The organism is Mumia sp. Pv4-285 (assembly GCF_041320275.1).
Classification (GTDB): Bacteria; Actinomycetota; Actinomycetes; order Propionibacteriales; family Nocardioidaceae; genus Mumia; species Mumia qirimensis.
On the sequence record NZ_CP162023.1, the window covers coordinates 1,321,847 to 1,339,431 of the forward strand.

At 71.0% G+C, this 17,585-nt stretch carries 17 protein-coding genes; 11 read left to right on the top strand and 6 right to left on the bottom strand.

Going from position 1 to position 17,585, the window contains the following annotated elements; genetic code table 11:
- Positions 1-36 precede the first annotated feature (36 nt).
- From AB3M34_RS06350 to AB3M34_RS06360, 3 genes are read left to right on the top strand one after another with little or no spacing between them, the layout of a single operon-like run.
- The gene (locus AB3M34_RS06350; protein WP_370618287.1) at positions 37-2,163 is read left to right on the top strand and encodes a hydantoinase/oxoprolinase family protein; all 2,127 of its coding nucleotides are present in this window, start codon (positions 37-39) and stop codon (positions 2,161-2,163) included.
- Positions 2,160-4,094: a hydantoinase B/oxoprolinase family protein gene (locus AB3M34_RS06355; RefSeq protein WP_370618289.1), complete on the top strand. Its 1,935-nt coding sequence runs from the start codon at positions 2,160-2,162 to the stop codon at positions 4,092-4,094. Before AB3M34_RS06350 ends, AB3M34_RS06355 begins: the two co-directional genes overlap by 4 nt.
- A 27-nt stretch (positions 4,095-4,121) precedes the next feature.
- A complete protein-coding gene (locus AB3M34_RS06360) occupies positions 4,122-4,760 on the top strand; it encodes a LysE family translocator (RefSeq protein WP_370618291.1) in 639 nt (212 codons plus the stop codon).
- Between the two features lie 26 nt (positions 4,761-4,786).
- Here AB3M34_RS06360 and AB3M34_RS06365 read toward each other — a convergent pair whose 3' ends face one another.
- The gene (locus AB3M34_RS06365) at positions 4,787-5,092 is read right to left on the bottom strand and encodes a DUF4333 domain-containing protein (protein ID WP_370618293.1); all 306 of its coding nucleotides are present in this window, start codon (positions 5,090-5,092) and stop codon (positions 4,787-4,789) included.
- Between the two features lie 192 nt (positions 5,093-5,284).
- Between AB3M34_RS06365 and AB3M34_RS06370 the strand changes: the two genes are divergently transcribed.
- Positions 5,285-6,238 (top strand): carbamate kinase, encoded by a 954-nt coding sequence (locus AB3M34_RS06370; protein WP_370618295.1) that lies wholly within the window; start codon positions 5,285-5,287, stop codon positions 6,236-6,238.
- 62 nt (positions 6,239-6,300) lie between these two features.
- A complete protein-coding gene (locus AB3M34_RS06375; RefSeq protein ID WP_370618297.1) occupies positions 6,301-7,407 on the top strand; it encodes a ring-opening amidohydrolase in 1,107 nt (368 codons plus the stop codon).
- Positions 7,408-7,491: 84 nt separating this feature from the next.
- Here the strand turns inward: AB3M34_RS06375 and AB3M34_RS06380 are convergent, their stop codons facing one another.
- Both AB3M34_RS06380 and AB3M34_RS06385 read right to left on the bottom strand, forming a co-directional pair.
- Positions 7,492-8,367 carry an alpha/beta fold hydrolase gene (locus AB3M34_RS06380; protein ID WP_370618299.1) on the bottom strand — a complete coding sequence of 292 codons (876 nt, stop codon included), beginning with the start codon at positions 8,365-8,367 and terminating at the stop codon, positions 7,492-7,494.
- Entirely contained in the window at positions 8,364-9,122 is a 759-nt protein-coding gene (locus tag AB3M34_RS06385) for an SDR family NAD(P)-dependent oxidoreductase (protein WP_370618301.1), read from the bottom strand. Before AB3M34_RS06385 ends, AB3M34_RS06380 begins: the two co-directional genes overlap by 4 nt.
- 35 nt (positions 9,123-9,157) lie before the next feature.
- Between AB3M34_RS06385 and AB3M34_RS06390 the strand changes: the two genes are divergently transcribed.
- Together AB3M34_RS06390 and AB3M34_RS06395 are read left to right on the top strand one after the other, a co-directional pair.
- Entirely contained in the window at positions 9,158-9,946 is a 789-nt protein-coding gene (locus AB3M34_RS06390; RefSeq protein ID WP_370618303.1) for a ParA family protein, read from the top strand.
- Positions 9,947-9,994: 48 nt separating this feature from the next.
- On the top strand, positions 9,995-10,747 hold the full coding sequence (locus AB3M34_RS06395) for a L,D-transpeptidase (RefSeq protein WP_370618305.1): 753 nt from the start codon (positions 9,995-9,997) through the stop codon (positions 10,745-10,747).
- Between the two features lie 119 nt (positions 10,748-10,866).
- Here the strand turns inward: AB3M34_RS06395 and AB3M34_RS06400 are convergent, their stop codons facing one another.
- The gene (locus AB3M34_RS06400) at positions 10,867-12,348 is read right to left on the bottom strand and encodes a DEAD/DEAH box helicase (protein WP_370618307.1); all 1,482 of its coding nucleotides are present in this window, start codon (positions 12,346-12,348) and stop codon (positions 10,867-10,869) included.
- A 322-nt stretch (positions 12,349-12,670) separates the two neighbouring features.
- Between AB3M34_RS06400 and AB3M34_RS06405 the strand changes: the two genes are divergently transcribed.
- Positions 12,671-13,378: a ferritin-like fold-containing protein gene (locus AB3M34_RS06405; protein WP_370618309.1), complete on the top strand. Its 708-nt coding sequence runs from the start codon at positions 12,671-12,673 to the stop codon at positions 13,376-13,378.
- A 22-nt stretch (positions 13,379-13,400) separates the two neighbouring features.
- Here the strand turns inward: AB3M34_RS06405 and AB3M34_RS06410 are convergent, their stop codons facing one another.
- Positions 13,401-13,625, bottom strand: a complete 225-nt coding sequence (locus AB3M34_RS06410) for a DUF3107 domain-containing protein (RefSeq protein ID WP_370618311.1) — start codon at positions 13,623-13,625, stop codon at positions 13,401-13,403.
- A 131-nt stretch (positions 13,626-13,756) separates the two neighbouring features.
- On the bottom strand, positions 13,757-14,398 hold the full coding sequence (locus tag AB3M34_RS06415) for a TetR/AcrR family transcriptional regulator (protein WP_370618313.1): 642 nt from the start codon (positions 14,396-14,398) through the stop codon (positions 13,757-13,759).
- Positions 14,399-14,648: 250 nt separating this feature from the next.
- On the opposite strand from AB3M34_RS06415, the gene moeZ reads away from it, so the two are divergent.
- The 3 genes from moeZ to AB3M34_RS06430 all read left to right on the top strand — a co-directional run bounded on the left by moeZ (position 14,649) and on the right by AB3M34_RS06430 (position 17,577).
- Positions 14,649-15,824, top strand: coding sequence for an adenylyltransferase/sulfurtransferase MoeZ (moeZ, locus tag AB3M34_RS06420; protein WP_370618315.1), 1,176 nt, complete (start codon positions 14,649-14,651; stop codon positions 15,822-15,824).
- A gap of 298 nt (positions 15,825-16,122) precedes the next feature.
- Entirely contained in the window at positions 16,123-17,094 is a 972-nt protein-coding gene (locus AB3M34_RS06425) for a type IV toxin-antitoxin system AbiEi family antitoxin domain-containing protein (protein WP_370618317.1), read from the top strand.
- 138 nt (positions 17,095-17,232) lie between these two features.
- The gene (locus AB3M34_RS06430; RefSeq protein WP_370618319.1) at positions 17,233-17,577 is read left to right on the top strand and encodes an MGMT family protein; all 345 of its coding nucleotides are present in this window, start codon (positions 17,233-17,235) and stop codon (positions 17,575-17,577) included.
- Positions 17,578-17,585: the final 8 nt, after the last annotated feature.

The following is a 17,585-nucleotide window of genomic DNA, read 5'->3' on the forward strand; positions in this document are numbered from 1 at the left end:
ATCGAGGGGCAGCCCCAGACCCGATCAAGGAGCGCCATGACGTCAGGTCCGAGCCGTGCCGGGACGCTCCGCATCGGCATCGACACCGGGGGCACGTTCACCGACGTCGTCGCGTTCGACGAGGCGAGCGGCGAGGTTCTGACGACCAAGACGCCGTCCACCCCGCACGATCCGGCCGAGGGCTTCCTCGCGGGGATCGACAAGATCCTGGCCTCGGCCGACCTCGCTTCGACCGGGAGCGACCGTCGAGGGCGCGACGCGATCGCCGCGGTCTCCCACGGCACGACGGTCGCGACGAACCAGCTCTTGCAAGGGCAGGTGGGGCGGCTCGGGTTCATCACCAACACCGGGTACGAGTCGGTGCTCGAGATCGCCCGTCAGTCGGTCCCCGACGGCTACGGCAACTCGTACTTCTGGGTGAAGCCCGACCGAATCGTCGCGCGGGACCGCGTCAGAGGAGTCGACGGCCGGATGGCCTGGACCGGCGACGAGATCCGCCCGTTCGACGTCAAGGGCGCTCGTGTCGCGGCGCGATGGTTCCGCGACGAGCACATCGACACGCTCGGTGTCTGCTTCCTTCACAGCTACGCCAACCCTGCGCACGAGGAGACCATGCGGGCGATCCTCGCGGAGGAGCACCCCGAAGCAGTGGTCTCGATCTCGTCGGAGGTGCTCCGCGAGTACCGCGAGTACGAGCGGTCGATGACCACCCTCGTCGACGCGGCGGTGAAGCCGAAGGTCGCCGCGTACGTCCGCCGGATCGCACACCGCCTCGAGGAGTACGCCGACGGCGGCGTCCCGTTCTACGTCATGAAGTCCAACGGCGGAGTGCTGTCCGCCACGGAGGTCGTGAACCAGCCGATCAGCACGGTGCTCTCCGGGCCGGCGGCCGGTGCGCTCGGCGCCGCCCTCATCGCCTCGGTCGCCGGCTTCGACCGAGTCCTGACCTGCGACGGAGGAGGCACGTCGACCGACGTGTCGGTCGTGGTCGACGGCGAGCCGACGCTCACGACCGAGGGCAGCGTCGGCGCGTACCCGAGCAAGATCCCGATGATCGACGTCGTGACCGTCGGCGCGGGCGGCGGGTCCATCGCCTGGCTGTCGCCCGAGGGCACGCTCAAGGTCGGTCCGCAGTCGGCCGGCGCCGACCCGGGGCCGCTCTGCTACGCCACCGGGGGCACGGACGTGACGATCACCGACGCCCACGTCGTCCTGGGCCGGATCCCGCCGCACCTGCTCGGCGGCGAGATCCCCCTCGACGTCGACGCGGCCCGCAAGGGCCTCGAGGGGCTCGCCGCGCGGCTCGGGATGAGTGTCGAGGAAGCCGCGACGGGAGTCCTCGAGATCTCCGCCTGGAACCAGGCCAACGCCCTCCGGCAGATCACCGTCAAGCGAGGACTCGACGTTCGCGACTTCACGCTGACGACCTTCGGCGGCTCAGGGTCGCTCCTGCTGTGCCGGCTGATGGACGTGCTCGGCATCCCGACCGTGCTCGTCCCTCCGAACCCCGGCAACGTCTCGGCCTTCGGCCTGCTCACGGTCGATGTGAAGAACGACTACGTCCAGACCGCCGTACGCCTCGCCACCGAGCTCGACGCACGCGAGGTGGAGGGCCTGTACGCCGGCCTCGCCGAACGTGCTGCGGTCGCTCTCCGGGCGGAGGGGTTCGCGCCGGCGGACCAGCGGTTCGTCCGTACGGCCGACCTCCGCTACTTCGGTCAGGCGTTCGAGGTCCGTGTGCCCGTGCCGGCCGGGCCGGTGGACGACGAGGTGCTCCGGGCCGTCGCCGACGCGTTCCACGCCGAGCACCGTGCGCTGTACGGCTACGACTTCGCCGGTGACGCCAGCCAGCAGGTCGAGTGGGTGAACCTGCGCGTCTCCGGGATCGGACCGCTGCGACGCCCGGTCGTCCGCCGCCACGAGGCCGGCGCCGACGTCGGCGTCCCAGCGCCCGCGAGCCGCCGCGAGGTGTGCTTCGACGCAGCCCGCGGGTACGTCGACAGCGGGGTGTACGACCGAGCGACCCTGCTGCCCGGCCAGGTGGTCGAGGGGCCGGCCGTGATCGAGGAGTACGGCTCGACGGTGCCTGTCCACCCGGGTTTCGTGGCGTGCGTCGACCCCTTCTTGAACGTGATCGTCAGCCGAGAGGGGAGCGAGAAGTGAGCGAGTCCCGTCTTGCGCCGACGCAGTTCCCGTTCGGCACGCTCACCGGCGACGCCGGTGCTGCGGCAGACCCTGTGCTCGTCGAGATCGTGCAGGGGAGTCTCGCCTCGATCGAGCACGAGGTGGAGACGGCGATCGCTCGGACGTCGCGCTCGCCGATGATCCGCGACGCCCACGACTTCCGAGCGGGCATCCACGACCGTCTGCTGCGCAAGCTGACAGGGCGGTCGTACTCGGCTCTCGTCCACCCGGTCGCACGCGACTTCCCTCTCGACGAGATGCGACCCGGAGACGTCTTCTTCCACAACGACGTCTACCGGTCCGAGGGTGGCATCGGGCACCTTCCGGACCTGTGCGTCACCGTGCCCGTCTTCGCGCGCAGCGGAGAGGCTGAGGCACGGGTGGTCGCGTTTGTCCAGGCGTTCGGCCACCACGACGACATCGGGGGAGCAGTGCCGGGCTCGATGCCGAGCGCGGCGACCAGCGTGTACGAGGAGGGGCTCATGGTGCCCCCGATCAAGCTCTGGGACGCCGGCACCCCGAACCGGGCCGCGCTCGCGATCATGACGCGCAACTCCCGGATGCCGGAGTCGCTGGCGGCCGACCTCGACGCCGAGTGCTCGGCGTGCCTGATGGGAGCGCGGCGGCTCGGCGAGCTGTTCGAGCGGTACGGCCCGGAGGCTGTCGAGGCGTGCTTCGACGCGATCATCGACCGCACCACCGAGACGTACCGGCGCGAGATCCTGTCGAAGATCCCGGTCGGCACCTGGGTGTGGGAGGACTACGCGGAGCACGACGGCGTCGACGAGCCGATGCTGCACACCCAGCGCATCACGCTGACCCGGACGGGTCCCGACGACCCCGGCGGCGAGCGGGTGGTCCTCGACTTCGCCGGCACGTCGCCGCAGGCGAAGGGTCCGATCAACCACTGCGGGGACTACTCCGACGGCGTCTTCCTCAAGAAGTGGCTGGCGCCCATCCTGCGCAACCTCGCAGAGACGCCGGAACGCATGGCGGAGCTCGACGTCAACGAGGGAGTCGTGCCGCTGATCGAGATGCGGTTCCCGCCCAAGGGCACGCTGCTGACGCCGGAGTTCCCGGCGCCGACCAATGCGCGTACGTTCGTGATCCTGCGCCTGCTCGGCGTTCTCGCGGGCGTGCTGGCGAAGGCCGTGGACGGAAAGATGCCGGCTGACCAGGAGACGATCCGCTACACCGGCGTCTACGGCACCGACCTCGCCGGACGTCCCTACCTCATGCGGGAGGTGCTCGGCGGCGGCTCCGGCGGCCGCTACTACGCCGACGGCGAGGACACCATCCACGTGGTTCCGGACTCGCGGAACCTGCCGACGGAGTTCACCGAGTCGCGGTTCCCGTTCGTCGTCGAGTCGCTGTCGGTCGCGGTCGACTCGGGCGGTCCGGGCCGGTTCCGCGGCGGCCTCGGCTACGAGAAGCAGCTTCGGATGCTCGCCGACGCGCACTTCATGTCGATCGCGGACCGGTCGATCCTGGCGTGCTGGGGAGTCAACGGCGGCCGCGCCGGGCGTCCGTTCGAGGTGGTGGTCGATCCCGGTGGTCCGCGTGAGCGGGTGGTCGAGGCGCTCGCGGACGCCGAGCCCGTCCGCGCCGGTGAGGTCATCCGGATCCGGACGACGGGTGGTGGTGGCTGGGGAGATCCGCTGGAGCGCGATCCCGCCCTCGTGGTGCGCGACGTCGCGTGGGCCAAGGTGTCGCGTCGTGGCGCGCGCGACGACTACGGCGTGGTGCTGACCGACGGTGACGGCGGAGTCGGGTACGACGCGGAGGCGACCCGCGCGCTGCGGGCCGAGCGTGCCGCGTCGCGGAGGGACGACGGCGTCTTCTTCGACCGCGGTCCCGGTTACGCGCAGCTCGCCGACGGCGCTGCCCATGCGGCCGTCGACGTCTGGTGACCCAGCGGGTCGGCGTACGATCCGGACATGATCCACGCCCACGACGTCGTCGCTTTTGCGATCGCGGCGACCCTGCTCATCATGATCCCGGGCCCCAGCGTGCTCTTCACGATCAGCCGGGCGATGGTGCTCGGGCGTCGTGCCGCGCTGGTCAACGTCGTCGGCAACGCGACCGGCGTCGCGGTGCAGATCGTGGCGGTCGCCGCTGGACTGGGTGCGCTGGTCGCGCAGTCGGCCGCCGCCTACACGGTGATCAAGTGGGTCGGCGCCGCGTACATCGTCTATCTCGGCATCCAGGCGTTCCGGCACCGCCGAGCGGGCGAGGATGCCGTCGGCGCGCTGCCGACGGCGACGCGGACCTCGCGGGTCCTGCGCGAGGGCTTCGTCGTCGGCGTCACCAACCCCAAGACGATCGTCTTCCTCGTGGCCGTCCTCCCGCAGTTCGTGGCGCGTGAGCTGGGCGCGGTGCCCCTCCAGATGCTGCTGCTGGGGGCGGTCTTCGTGGTGATCGCGCTGTGCATGGACAGCCTCTGGGCGCTGGGCGCCGGCGCAGCCCGTGACTGGTTCGCGCGGTCGCCGCAGCGGATGTCCCGCCTGCGGGGCGCGGGCGGGGGCATCATGATCGGCCTGGGCGTGAGCCTCGCCGCGGGCGGCCGTCCCGACTGACGGGTTCGGACGACTCCGAGCGACGCTCAGCCGATCTCGTCGTCGATCGCGAAGTCGAGCTTCGCCACGCCGTTCTCGAGGCTCTTCACCCGCACTGTCATCGTGTACTCCTTCTCGCTCCCGTTGGGGTCGGAGAGGGTGCAGCTCATCGTCGCTCCGGCGCGCGACACGAGATCGTCGGGGCAGTCGACGACGGGAGCGAGACCGATCTGCTTGGCGAGCTCCTCGGAGGCCTTGCGCTCGACGGACTTCTCCGGCATCGGAGCATGACCGCAGCCGGCGAGCAGCACCAGTGCGAGAGGCACCAGGGCGAGGGCGCGGCGTCGAGGCATGCGGACAGATTAAGGGGAGGCCGCCGCGGTGAGGAGAGGTGGCGTGCAAAAAAGGTTTGATCCCCGGCGGTGGTGGGCATGAAAGGCGGTCGATCTGCGTGCGGGCTGTGGGCAACACTTCACCACTGATCGTCAGTGTGTTGGCGTTCTTCGCCAGTGCTGGCGAGGACCCGCCCGCCCTAGATTCGACGCATGCGACTTGTGATCGCCCTCGGCGGCAACGCCATGACCTCCGCGGACGGTTCGGCCCGTCCCGAGGATCAGAGGGCGGCCGTCGTCGGGGCCGTACGCAGCGTCGCGGACCTCGTGGAGGCGGGCCACGAGATCGTTCTGACCCACGGCAACGGGCCGCAGGTGGGCAACCTGCTCCTCAAGAACGAGATCGCCGCCACGGTCGTCCCTCCGGTCCCGCTGGACTGGTGCGTCGCGCAGACCCAGGCGACCATCGGACGCCTCGTGCTGGACGCGCTGGACGACGAGCTCACGTCCCGCGGTCACGAGCCGCGTACGGCCGTCGTGGTGTCGCGCACCCTCGTCGATGCGGACGACCCCGGCTTCCTCGTGCCGAGCAAGCCGATCGGCCGGTACGCGAGCGCGGACGAGGCGGCCGCGATGCGCCTGCACGGCCAGCACTGGGTCGAGGTCACCGGACGCGGGTGGCGGCGCACCGTCGCCTCGCCGGAGCCGCGGGCGATCCTCGAGGTGGGCACCGCACGCACCTTGCTCGCCCAGGGTTACGTCGTGGTGTGCGCCGGCGGCGGCGGCATCCCCACCGTGCGTGAGGACGGTCGGTACGCCGGCGTGGAGGCCGTCATCGACAAGGACCTCACCGCTGCGCTCCTCGCGGCGCAGATCGAAGCGGACCAGCTGGTCATCGCGACCGACGTCGAGGCGGCGGTCGTCGGCTTCGGCACCCCGGACGCCCAGCCGCTCGGTGTCGTCGACGTCGTCGAGCTGCGCCGCCTCGCGACCACGGGCGCCTTCGCAGCAGGATCGATGGGTCCGAAGGTCGAGGCGGTCGCCCGGTTCGTGGAGCACACCGGCCGCACCGGCACCATCACGTCCTTGTCCCGCATCGGAGAGGCGGTCACCGGGCAGGCCGGCACCCGCGTCGTCGCCGATCCCGCTCCGTTGCCGACCGCCTGAGCCTGCCCGTAGACGCCACGTCGCCGTAGCGTTCCATCCGTACCCCAACCGAGAGGAAGGCCATGCCAGCAGCGATCGAAGTACGCAAGGTCCCGATCCACTCCGTCGCCGACGCCAGCGAGCTCGAGAAGCTGATCGACGGCGGCGTGCTCGAGGCCGACCGCGTCATCGCGATCATCGGCAAGACGGAAGGCAACGGTGGCGTCAACGACTACACGCGGATCATCGCCGACCGGGCGTTCCGCGAGGTCCTCGTGGCCAAGGGATCGCGCTCGCCCGAGGACGTCGGGCAGGTGCCGATCGTGTGGTCGGGCGGCACGGACGGGGTGATCAGCCCGCACGCGACGATCTTCGCGACCCTCCCCGACGACGCGGTGGAAGCGACCGACGAGCCGCGTCTGAGCGTCGGCTTCGCGATGAGCGACGTGCTGCTCCCGGAAGACATCGGCCGCACTGCCATGGTCGAGAAGGTCGCCGCCGCCGTCGAGGTCGCGATGAAGCGCGCCGGCATCACGGACACCGCCGACGTGCACTACGTCCAGACCAAGACGCCGCTGCTGACCATCGACACGATCCGCGACGCCAAGTCGCGCGGCGAGACCGTCTGGACGGAGGACACGCTCGCGTCGATGGACCTCTCGAACGGCACGACGGCGCTCGGCATCGCGGTGGCGCTCGGCGAGATCGACATGCCCACCGACGCCGACGTCCTCAACGACCGCACGCTGTACTCGTCGGTGGCGTCCTGCTCGTCCGGGGTCGAGCTCGACCGCGCGCAGGTCGTCGTGGTGGGCAACGTCCGCGGCATCGGCGGTCGCTACCGGATCGGCCACGCCGTGATGGAGGACGCCCTCGACGCCGACGGCATCTGGGACGCGATCCGCTCGGCGGGGCTCGAGCTGCCCGAGCGGCCGCACACCAGCGATCTCGACGGACGGCTCGTCAACGTGTTCCTCAAGTGCGAGGCCAGCCAGGACGGTATGGTTCGCGGACGGCGCAATGCGATGCTCGACGACTCGGACGTCCACTGGCACCGTCAGATCAAGGCTGCCGTGGGCGGCGTCACCTCCGTGGTGACAGGCGACCCCGCGGTGTTCGTGTCGGTGTCGGCGGCGCACCAGGGCCCCGACGGCGGAGGTCCGGTAGCGGCCATCGTCGACGCCGGCTGAAGACGCGGGCGGCGTGACCGATGGGGGTGGGTCACGCCGTCCGCCCACGTCTGCGACCGTGCCGGCCCACCGTACGACCGGTGCTCAGGCGGCCAGGCGCTCCCAGGCCGAGAGCAGGACGGCGACGGTCGCGGCGGGATCGTCCGTGGCAGGGGAGTGCCCCGTCCCGGGGATGACCGCCGCCTCCGTGCGCAGGCGCCGGGCCATCTGCTCCTGAGCAGCGAACGGCCACGCGTCGTCTCCGCTGCCGTACGCGACCGCGACCGGCACGTCCGTTGCGGCGAGCGCGTCGACCTGGTCTGGCACGCCGATGAGCTGCTCGGCGATCGCGCACAACGACTCCGGGGCGCTGGCGAGGAACCGCTTGCGCAGGAACGCACGCACGGGCGGGCGTACGTCGAGGTCGGTGTTCTGAAGCTCGAAGACGGTCTCGAGGCCTTGGCTCGGGACGGCCTCGATGAACCCGCGCAGCCGACGCAGCGCCGGCTCGGGGTCGTCGGCTGCTGCGACGACGTCGGGGTGCGCGAACCCGGCCGGACCCGAGCACAGCAGCGTGAGGCTCCGCCACGCCGACGCGTCGTCGAGCACCGCCTGCTGCGCGACCAGCCCGCCGAACGAGTGCCCCACCAGGTGCGACCGGCCCTGCGGAGCGAGTGCCTCCTGGAGCGCGAGCGCATCGGCGGCGAGGCCGCGTACGGAGTAGTCGTCGTCCGGCTTGCCGACCGACTCGTACTGGCCGCGCTGGTCGTACGCGGTCGCGTGCCACCCGGCCCGCGCGAGCAGCGGGAGGATGAACGCGAAGTCCTCCTTGCTGCCCGTGAAGCCGGGGACGAGCAGCACGTGGCCGCGCCGAGTGGTGCCACCGGGGACGGGCGCGTCCAGGACGGCGAACGCGCCGCGGTCGGTCGACACGACACGAGGCGTCGCGGGTGCGGTGTCCCGCCTGCTCGAGCTGCTCATTCGGCGATCTTCCTGCCCTTCTTGGCGACGGCGGCGACCAGACCGGCCGGCGCGTACCTGGCGAACGTCCCGAGCACCTTGTAGCGCAGCGTCGGGATCGAGATCGGCTTGCCCTTCGCGAGATCGGCGAGGGCGCCGCGGACCTGCTGGTTGGTGCTCGTCCACATCCAGCCGGGGACGTCGCTCGGGTCGACGCCCATCCGCTGGTGGAACTCCGTACGGACGAAGCCCGGGCACAGGACGGTCGTGACCACACCCTCACGCGCGTACTGGATGTTCATCCACTGGCTGAGGTTGACGATCCACGCCTTGTGGGCGGAGTAGGTGCCGCGCGGGGTGAACGCGGCGATGCTCGCGACGTTGAGGATCTGGCCAGAACGGCGCGGCCGCATCACCTCGAGCGCGGCGGCCATCAGGTCCATCGGCGCCTTGACCATGAGGTCGAGCTGGGCGTCCTCGGCAGCGACGTCGGTGTCGCCGAAGAACTTGCCGATCGAGGACCCGGCATTGTTGACGAGCAGGTCGATGCGCAGCTCGCAGATGGAGGCGGTGACGCGGGCGACGCCGTCGCGGGTCGCCAGGTCCGCCGGGACGACGTGGACCGTACGCCCGGCCGCGCGCAGCTCGTCGGCGAGCGCGCCGAGCCGGTCGACGTCGCGGGCGACCAGCACCAGGTCGTCGCCCCGCCGGGCGAGCTCGCGGGCGAAGGCGAGGCCGATCCCGGACGTGGCGCCGGTCACGAGTGCCAGAGACATGGGCAGATCCTCGCAGATCGTGAAGAATGGCCGCTGTGACCCCTCGCACCGCGGAGACCCGGAGCGGCCCGCGCGTGCTCGCCGTCGCCAACCAGAAGGGCGGCGTCGCAAAGACGACGACGGTCGCGTCCCTCGGTGTCGCCATGGCGCAGCGGGGCCAGCACGTGCTCCTGGTCGACCTGGACCCGCAGGCGAGCCTCACGTTCTCGCTCGGCGTCGACCCCGAGGAGCTGGAGCTCTCCGTGCGCGACGTGCTCGTGGGCGGCTCGAGCGTGCAGGACGCCGTCCTGGTGACCGACGAGGCCGTGCACCTGCTCCCGTCGACGATCGAGCTCGCGCAGGCCGAGGAGACGCTCGCGTCGATGACCGGACGCGAGCAGCGTCTGCGCGTGGCGCTCGAGCAGGTCGCGGACGACTACGACTGGATCCTGCTCGACTGCCCGCCGTCGCTCGGCGTGCTGACGGCCGCCGCGCTGACGGCGGCCACCGACCTGCTCATCCCGCTGCAGTGCGAGACGCTCGCGCACCGCGGCGTCGGCCAGCTCCTCGACACGGTGCACGACGTCCGCTCCTTCACCAACCCCGACCTGCACGTGATCGGCGTGCTGCCGACGGCGTACGACGGGCGCACGCGGCACGCCCGCGCGGTGCTCGAGGCGATCACCGAGACGTACGCGCTCGAGGTCGTCGAGCCGCCCATCCCGCGCACCGTACGGTTCGCCGAGGCACCCGCCTACGGACGCTCGATCCTGCAGACGGCGGCGACCCACCGAGGCGCTCTCGCGTACCGCGAGGTCGCCGACCGGCTCCTCGTCGGCACGTGACTGTGGGCGGACGTTCCGCGCGGCGCGCGTGCCGCGTACGCTGACCCCGTGAGCCCCCGCGATCGACGTCCGGACGCATCGCGCGGACGTCATTCTGCGGCTCGCTCCCGACCGCGACGCTGGCGGGTCCTCGTCGCGACGACCATGGTCTGCGGCATCGGCGCCACCGGGTTCGTGCTGCGCGAGGACCTCGCCCCGGCGATGCCCTTCGAGACGGCGATGGAGCCGGCCGCAGCGGCCACGCACGGCGATCCTCCACCGGTCGGTTTCTACCCGCCCGAGGCGCCGGCGGTGACCGACGCGCAGGTCCTCCCGTCCGACACGTCGCGCAGCGGCACGCGGCCGTCGGCACCCGTGCCGGACGACTCCTCGCGATCGCTGCGCACGGCGCAGGCGCCGCTCCCGGCGAGGTCCGGCAAGGGTCGCCGGATCGTGTTCTCGATGAGCGAGCAACGGGTGTGGCTGGTCCGCAAGGACGGCACGGTCACCCGGACCTACCTCGGCTCGGGGAGCAAGACCGACAACCTCGACCCGGGCTCGTACGAGGTCTACTCGCGCTCGCGGCACGCCACCTCGTACGACCTCGGCAGCACGATGGAGTACTTCGTCCGGTTCACCCAGGGGGCGAACGCCCCCATCGGGTTCCACACCATCCCGGTCGACGACGCCGGCGAGCCGCTGCAGACCCGGGCCCAGCTCGGCACGCCGCTCTCGTCGGGGTGCATCCGCCAGCGGTCCGCCGACGCGATCGCCCTGTGGGGGTTCGCGCCGATCGGCACGAAGGTCGTCGTCGTCGCCTGACGGCCTGCCTCCGTCGACCCACCCGTCGAGGCCCCACCGAAGAAGCAAGGCCCCACCGCACGTGTGCGGTGGGGCCTGACTTCTTCAGTGGGCCCGACGCAGAAGTCGGACCCGAGCGGCTACTCGGCGGGCGCCGGGGCGCTGTCGGTCGACGCGGCCGACTCGCCGGACGAACCCGACGGACGACGGCGGCGACGGCGACGACGCGGCGCGCCTTCGGCAGCGGCAGCCCCGTCCTCGACGGGAGCAGCCGACGTCGACGGGGTCTCGGCCGACGGAGCGCTCGAGGAGTCCTCGGCGCCCTCGACGACCGGCTGCCCGCCACGCGTACGGCGACGGTTGCGGTTGCGCGACGAACGGTCGCCGCCCTCGCGACGGTCGCCCTCGCGACGGTCGCCCTCGCGACGGTCGCCCTCGCGACGGTCGCCTCCACGCTCGCTGCCGCGCGAACGCTCGGCCTTCGGCGCGGCGGGCGCAGCCGGCACGAGACGGCCGGTGACGTCGCTCGGGATGCCGAGGTCGTGGAAGAAGTGCTCCGAGGTCGAGTACGTCTCCAGCGGCTCGTCGAACGGCAGGTCGAGGTCGCGGTTGATCGTCTTCCACCGTGCGACGTCGGCCCAGTCGACCAGCGTGATCGCGTTGCCGCTCTTGCCGGCACGCCCCGTCCGTCCGATCCGGTGGACGTACGTGCTCGAGTCCTCCGGGCAGCTGTAGTTGACGACGTGCGTCACGTCGGCGACGTCGATGCCACGGGCGGCGACGTCGGTCGCGACGAGCGCGTCGACCTTGCCCTCGCGGAACCGCGCCATCGCCTTCTCGCGGGCGACCTGCGCCATGTCACCGTGCAGCGGCGCGGCGTTGAAGCCCCGCTCGGCGAGGTCGTCGGCGAGACGCTGCGCCGCGCGCTTGGTGCGCGTGAACACGACGACCCGACCGAAGTCGTCGGCCTGCATGATGCGGGCGACGATCTCGGGCTTGTCCAGGTCGTGCGCCTGGTAGACGAACTGCGCGGTCGCCGGCACCATCGCGGAGTCCGCGCTGGACTCCGCACGGATGTTGACCGGGTGCCGCATGTGCACGCGGGCGAGGGAGACGATGGCGCCCGGCATCGTGGCCGAGAACAGCATCGTCTGACGCAGCTCGGGCGTGCGCGAGATGAGGGCCTCGACGTCGGGGAGGAACCCGAGGTCGAGCATCTCGTCGGCCTCGTCGAGGACGAGCGCCTTGACGTGCGACAGGTCGAGCGCCCGGCGCTTGGCCAGGTCGAGGAGACGTCCGGGCGTACCGATGACGATCTCGACACCGGTCTCGAGCGCCTCGAGCTGCGGCTCGTACGGGACACCGCCGTAGACGGTGAGGACTCGCGTGCCGCGCTTGGACGACGCCGCGGAGACGTCAGCCGAGACCTGGAGCGCCAGCTCACGGGTCGGCGCGATGATCAGCGCCTGCGGCTTGCCGGGTGCGCTCAACATCTCGAACTCGGGGTCGTGCGGCGCGATCGAGCGTTGCACGAGAGGGATGGCGAAGGCCAGCGTCTTGCCCGTACCCGTACGGGCTTGTCCGATCAGGTCGTTGCCCATCAGAGCGATGGGGAGCGTCATCTCCTGGATCGGGAATGCGTCGGTGATGCCCTGGTCCTCCAGGGCTTCGGCGATCTCGGGGAGAACGCCCAGGTCTTTGAACGTGGTCAGGGGTCTACTCGTTTTCTCGTCGTTCGTGCCGCGCGTCTTGGGCGGCTTGGTCTCCTGTGGTCGTACGCGGCGGCGCGTCGGGAGGTCCCGGCGTACCGCTCAGCAGCGACCGCGCGGCCCGGCGACCGTGGTCCGAGAGTGCACTCGATCCACGCCTGGGCACTACCACTCTATCCCGGTGCCCCGAAGGGACGGGGCAGGCGACACCCTCGGAGGTCGATACCCTTCGTCCATGGCCGAATCGACGTCCGCTCCTGACACGCCCGCCGCCTTCGAGGATCCGCTCTACCGGAAGGGTGTGATCGAGCTCCTCGGCGTCATCGCGTACGGCGAGCTGTCTGCGTTCGAGCGTCTCGCCGAGGACGCCAAGCTGGCCCCGACGCTGCGCGACAAGGCCGAGCTCGCGCAGATGGCGCAGGCGGAGCTGGGCCACTTCTTCGGCCTGCGCGACCGCCTCGAGACCCTCGGGGTCGAGCCGTACGCGGCGATGGAGCCGTTCGAGGAGTCCTTCACGCGGTTCCACGTCCAGACCGCTCCGTCGGACTGGCTGGAGGGTCTGGTGAAGGCGTTCGTCGGCGACGGGCTGGCGGCCGACTTCTACCGTGAGATCGCGGCGTACCTCGACGTCGACACCCGCGCCCTCGTGCTCGAGAGCCTGGACGGCACGGGCAACTCGGCGTTCGTCGTGACCCGGGTCCGGGAGGCGATCGCGGCAGACCCGACGATCGCGGGGCGCCTCGCGCTGTGGGGGCGTCGCCTGATGGGCGAGGCGCTGAGCCAGGCGCAGCTGGTGGCCGCCGAGCACGACGGGCTCACCACGGTGCTGGTGGGGGGCGCCGACCGGGCGGGCGGGATGGACCTCGCTGCGATCGGGCGGATGTTCGCGCGGATGACGGAGAACCACGCGGGACGGATGGCCGAGCTCGGACTCGATTCCTGAGCCCGGCCCCCGTCGTACCGGGCTAGGACTCCCCGAAGCCGACCCGTCGGCCGCCCTCGCCGGAGAACTCGAGGTAGTTGATCTTGTCCACCGGGATCACGACGCTGCGGCCGCGCTCGTCGGAGAGGGCCAGCAGCCCGTCACCGGATCCGGCCTCCTTGAACGCTCCCAGGATCGCGTCCTTGCTGTCCGAGGTCTCCAGCGACAGCTCGCGCGGGCTGTGCTGGATGCCGATCCGTACCTCCACGTCGTGGCCTCTCTTCTCGTCTCACAGGTGCCTGCCGCCTGCGAGGGCTGCAGGCAGGTTCACGCTATCTCGCCGCCGTCGTCCGGCTCGCACGCGTTCGCTTCCCGCGTACGCGGCGCCGCCCGGCGTGGTCAGTCGGCTTCGGGCTCGTCGGTCCGCGGGAAGCCGCCGATGCCGCGCCACGAGAGCATGCTCACCATCGCGACGGCCTCTTCCTTGGTCATCGCCGAGCCCTGGTCGAGCCAGTAGCGGGCGCTGACGTGCGCCATGCCGACGAGGCTCATCGCGAGGAGCTCGGCGGCCACTTCGGGGAGGGCGGTGTCCTCGTGGATGACCACGGCGATCGCCGAGGCGGTCTCGCTGTTGACGCGGTCGACGCGGCGGCGTACCTCGGGGTCGTTCGTGATGTCCGACTCGAAGACCAGCCGGAACGCAGCCTGGTCGCTCGCCACGTAGCTGTAGAAGACGTCGATCGTCGCCTGCACCCGCGCCTTGTTGTCGTCGGTCGAGGCGAGCGCCTCGCGCACCGCCTCCACGACGGTGTCGCACGCGGTGTCGAGCAGCGCGAGGTAGAGCTCGAGCTTGCCCGGGAAGTGCTGGTAGAGGACCGGCTTGCTCACTCCGGCACGCTCGGCGATGTCGTCCATCGCCGCCGCGTGGTAGCCGTTGTCGACGAAGATCTCGCGGGCGGCCTCGAGGAGCTGGGCTCGCCGGGCGCTGCGAGGAAGACGGCCGCCGCGAGGGCGGGGGGCAGTCGTAGTGGTCTCGGTCACGTGGGCGATCGTATCTCGCTCCTACTGACGGGTACGCGCGGCGCGTCGGTCAAACCGGGGCGTACCGGTCTCACCGCCCGTCCTGGCGCCGGGGTCCGGAGAGTAAGACGGGTGTCCGGTGGGCGGGACGATCGAGGCATCATGGAGGGACGCCGGTCGCGGGAACACCGCGCCGTCGCACGGTGTTGACGACACCAGCGGGGCTCGTTCCCCGTACACCTGAACGCAACGCACCGACCGAGGAGACGTCGTGGCACTAGCACCCCTCGTCGAGCCCGCCGACGAACTGACCGTCGACGAGGTTCGCCGCTACAGCCGGCACCTGATCATCCCCGACGTCGGGATGTCGGGCCAGAAGCGCCTCAAGAACGCCAAGGTCCTCGTGATCGGCGCGGGCGGTCTCGGCAGCCCGGCCCTGCTCTACCTCGCGGCCGCGGGTGTCGGCACGCTCGGCATCATCGACTTCGACACCGTCGACGAGTCCAACCTCCAGCGTCAGGTCATCCACGGCCAGAGCGACATCGGCAAGTCCAAGGCCCTGTCGGCCAAGGAGTCGGTCGCCGAGATCAACCCGTACGTGAACGTCGTCCTCCACGAGGAGCGCCTCGACGTCGACAACGTGCTGCAGATCTTCGCCGACTACGACCTGATCCTCGACGGCACCGACAACTTCGCGACCCGCTACCTCGTCAACGACGCGGCCGTGATCCTCGGCAAGCCGTACGTGTGGGGCTCGATCTACCGCTTCGAGGGCCAGGTGTCGGTGTTCTGGGCGCAGGAGGGCCCGCAGTACCGCGACCTCTACCCCGAGCCCCCGCCGCCGGGCATGGTCCCGTCGTGCGCCGAGGGCGGCGTGCTCGGCGTGCTGTGCGCGTCGATCGGGTCGGTCATGGTCAACGAGGCCATCAAGCTGATCACCGGCATCGGCGACCCGCTCATCGGCCGCCTGCTCGTCTTCGACGCGCTCGAGATGCGCTGGACCGAGCTCAAGATCCGCCGCGACCCCAACGGCGAGCCGCCGACGGCACTGCTCGAGGACTACGAGGCGTTCTGCGGGGTGCTCTCGGACGAGGCTGCCGACGCCGCCGCCGACTCGACGATCTCCGTCACGACGCTGGCGAGCATGCTCAAGGAGCGCGAGGAGGGCACGCGCGACTTCGTCCTCGTCGACGTGCGCGAGCCCAACGAGTACGAGATCAACAAGATCCCGGGCTCCGTGCTCATCCCCAAGGGCGACTTCCTCGCCGGCAGTGCGCTCGAGCAGCTGCCGCAGGACAAGCAGGTCGTGCTGCAGTGCAAGTCGGGCGCCCGCTCGGCCGAGGTGCTCGCGATCGTCAAGGGTGCGGGCCTCGAGGACGCCGTCCACGTCGGCGGCGGCGTCGTCGCGTGGGTGAACCAGATCGATCCCTCGCAGCCGTCGTACTGACGCACCAGCGCTGACGCCCGGCCCCGCTCGTACGGCGGTGCCGGGCGTCGCTGCGTCCCGGCTCCGCCGCCCGGGCGCGCGGCCGCTCTCACGCCATCTGCGGCGTCCCCCACCCGCGTTTGAGGTGTGAACACCTCATAGGTCCCGATCCCACCCCGAGTTCGAGGTGGGTTGTCCCCGTTTGAGGTGTGAACACCTCAAACGGGGGACTCGGGGAGGCTGTGTACGAGCGCCGCCCAGCGCACCGACCTGTGGATTCACGTCCGCGCAGGGAGCTCAGCTCCGTCACCGTCGAGAGATGCATCCCGACGACCTGGCGGCCTTGGAAGTGCTCGCCGCCGCGCGCGGCGGCTACTTCGGTCGAGCGGATCTACGTGCCATCGGTATCGACCCCGAGGTGCTCGTCCCGCTCCGCAAGGCGAGCACGATCCGGCGCGTCCGCCACGGCGCGTACGCGTTCGCCAAGACGTACGACTCGCTCACGCCTGACGAGCAGTACGCCGTGCTCTGCCTGGCGGTCGCCGACAAGGTCGGACCCAACGCGGTCCTTTGCGGCGCGTCATCCGCGGCGGTCCAACGGCTCCCACTCGTCGGAATCGACCGTAGGTGGGTCGATGTCGTCCGCCTCGACCAGCTCCCCGGCCGCCGACGCGCGGGCGTCGACCACCGCGTGTTCACCGTTGACGAGGCGGATCTCGTCGTGGTCGACGGGCGGATCGTGACGTCTCAGGCGCGGGCGATCTGGGAAGCGGGCGTGAAGCTGCCCCCACGCAGCTCGCTCGTGCTCATGGACCATGCGCTGCACCGCGGAGACGTCACGCGAGCCGAGCTGGAAGCGACCGGCGAGGCGTTCGCTTCGTGGAAGGGCTCGCAGGGCCCGCGCCTCGCGCTGACGCTCGCCGACGGTCGCGCCGAGTCACCGGGCGAGTCGCTGACCCGCTGGATGTTCTACGCGTTCCGGCTCCCGATGCCGGACCTCCAGCACGACGTCTTCGACGACCACGGCATGCTCGTGGGTCGATCGGACTTCGCGTGGCTCGAGCACGGAATGCTCGGTGAGTTCGACGGGAAGATCAAGTACGGCCGCGGCTTCGTTCCCGGGAAGTCGCCGGAGGACGTCGTCGCTGACGAACGCAAACGCGAGTTGAAGATGTGCGGGACGCGCCGAGGGATGCTTCGGTTCCTCTGGGGCGAGGTCTGGGCACCGACACGCGCGACGATCGCGCGGACTCGCGACGACCTCGAGTGGGGACGCCGTCGCTTCCTTTGATCCCGCTGCCATGCCGTCGGTCGCCACGTTTGAGGTGCTCGCACCCGAGCCGCGAGGATGGCACCGCGAATGCGAGGTGCAATGCCCGCCCTTTAGGTGCGAACACCCCAAACGGGGGGCACGTGGGAACCTGGGCGCGTGAGCGAGGACGACGGGCTGGACCCGGACGCGTACGTCGAGGCCGTCCTGCGGATCGCCGAGCAGGTGCCTCCGGGGCACGTCGTGTCGTACGGCCAGGTGGCCGCCGCACTCGGCCGCGGAGGCCCGCGCCAGGTCGGACGCGTGATGGCGACGTACGGCGCGGCGGTGCCGTGGTGGCGGGTGATCCGAGCCGACGGGACGCTGGCGGAACAGCTGCGCGGCCGGGCCCGTGAGCACTACCTCGAGGAGGGCACGCCGCTGCGCAGCCGGCTCGACCAGGAGGTCCGCGTCGACATGCGCGCCGCGGCGTACGAGGTCCACGGAACTGTCGGCCCGCTCTGATCGAATAG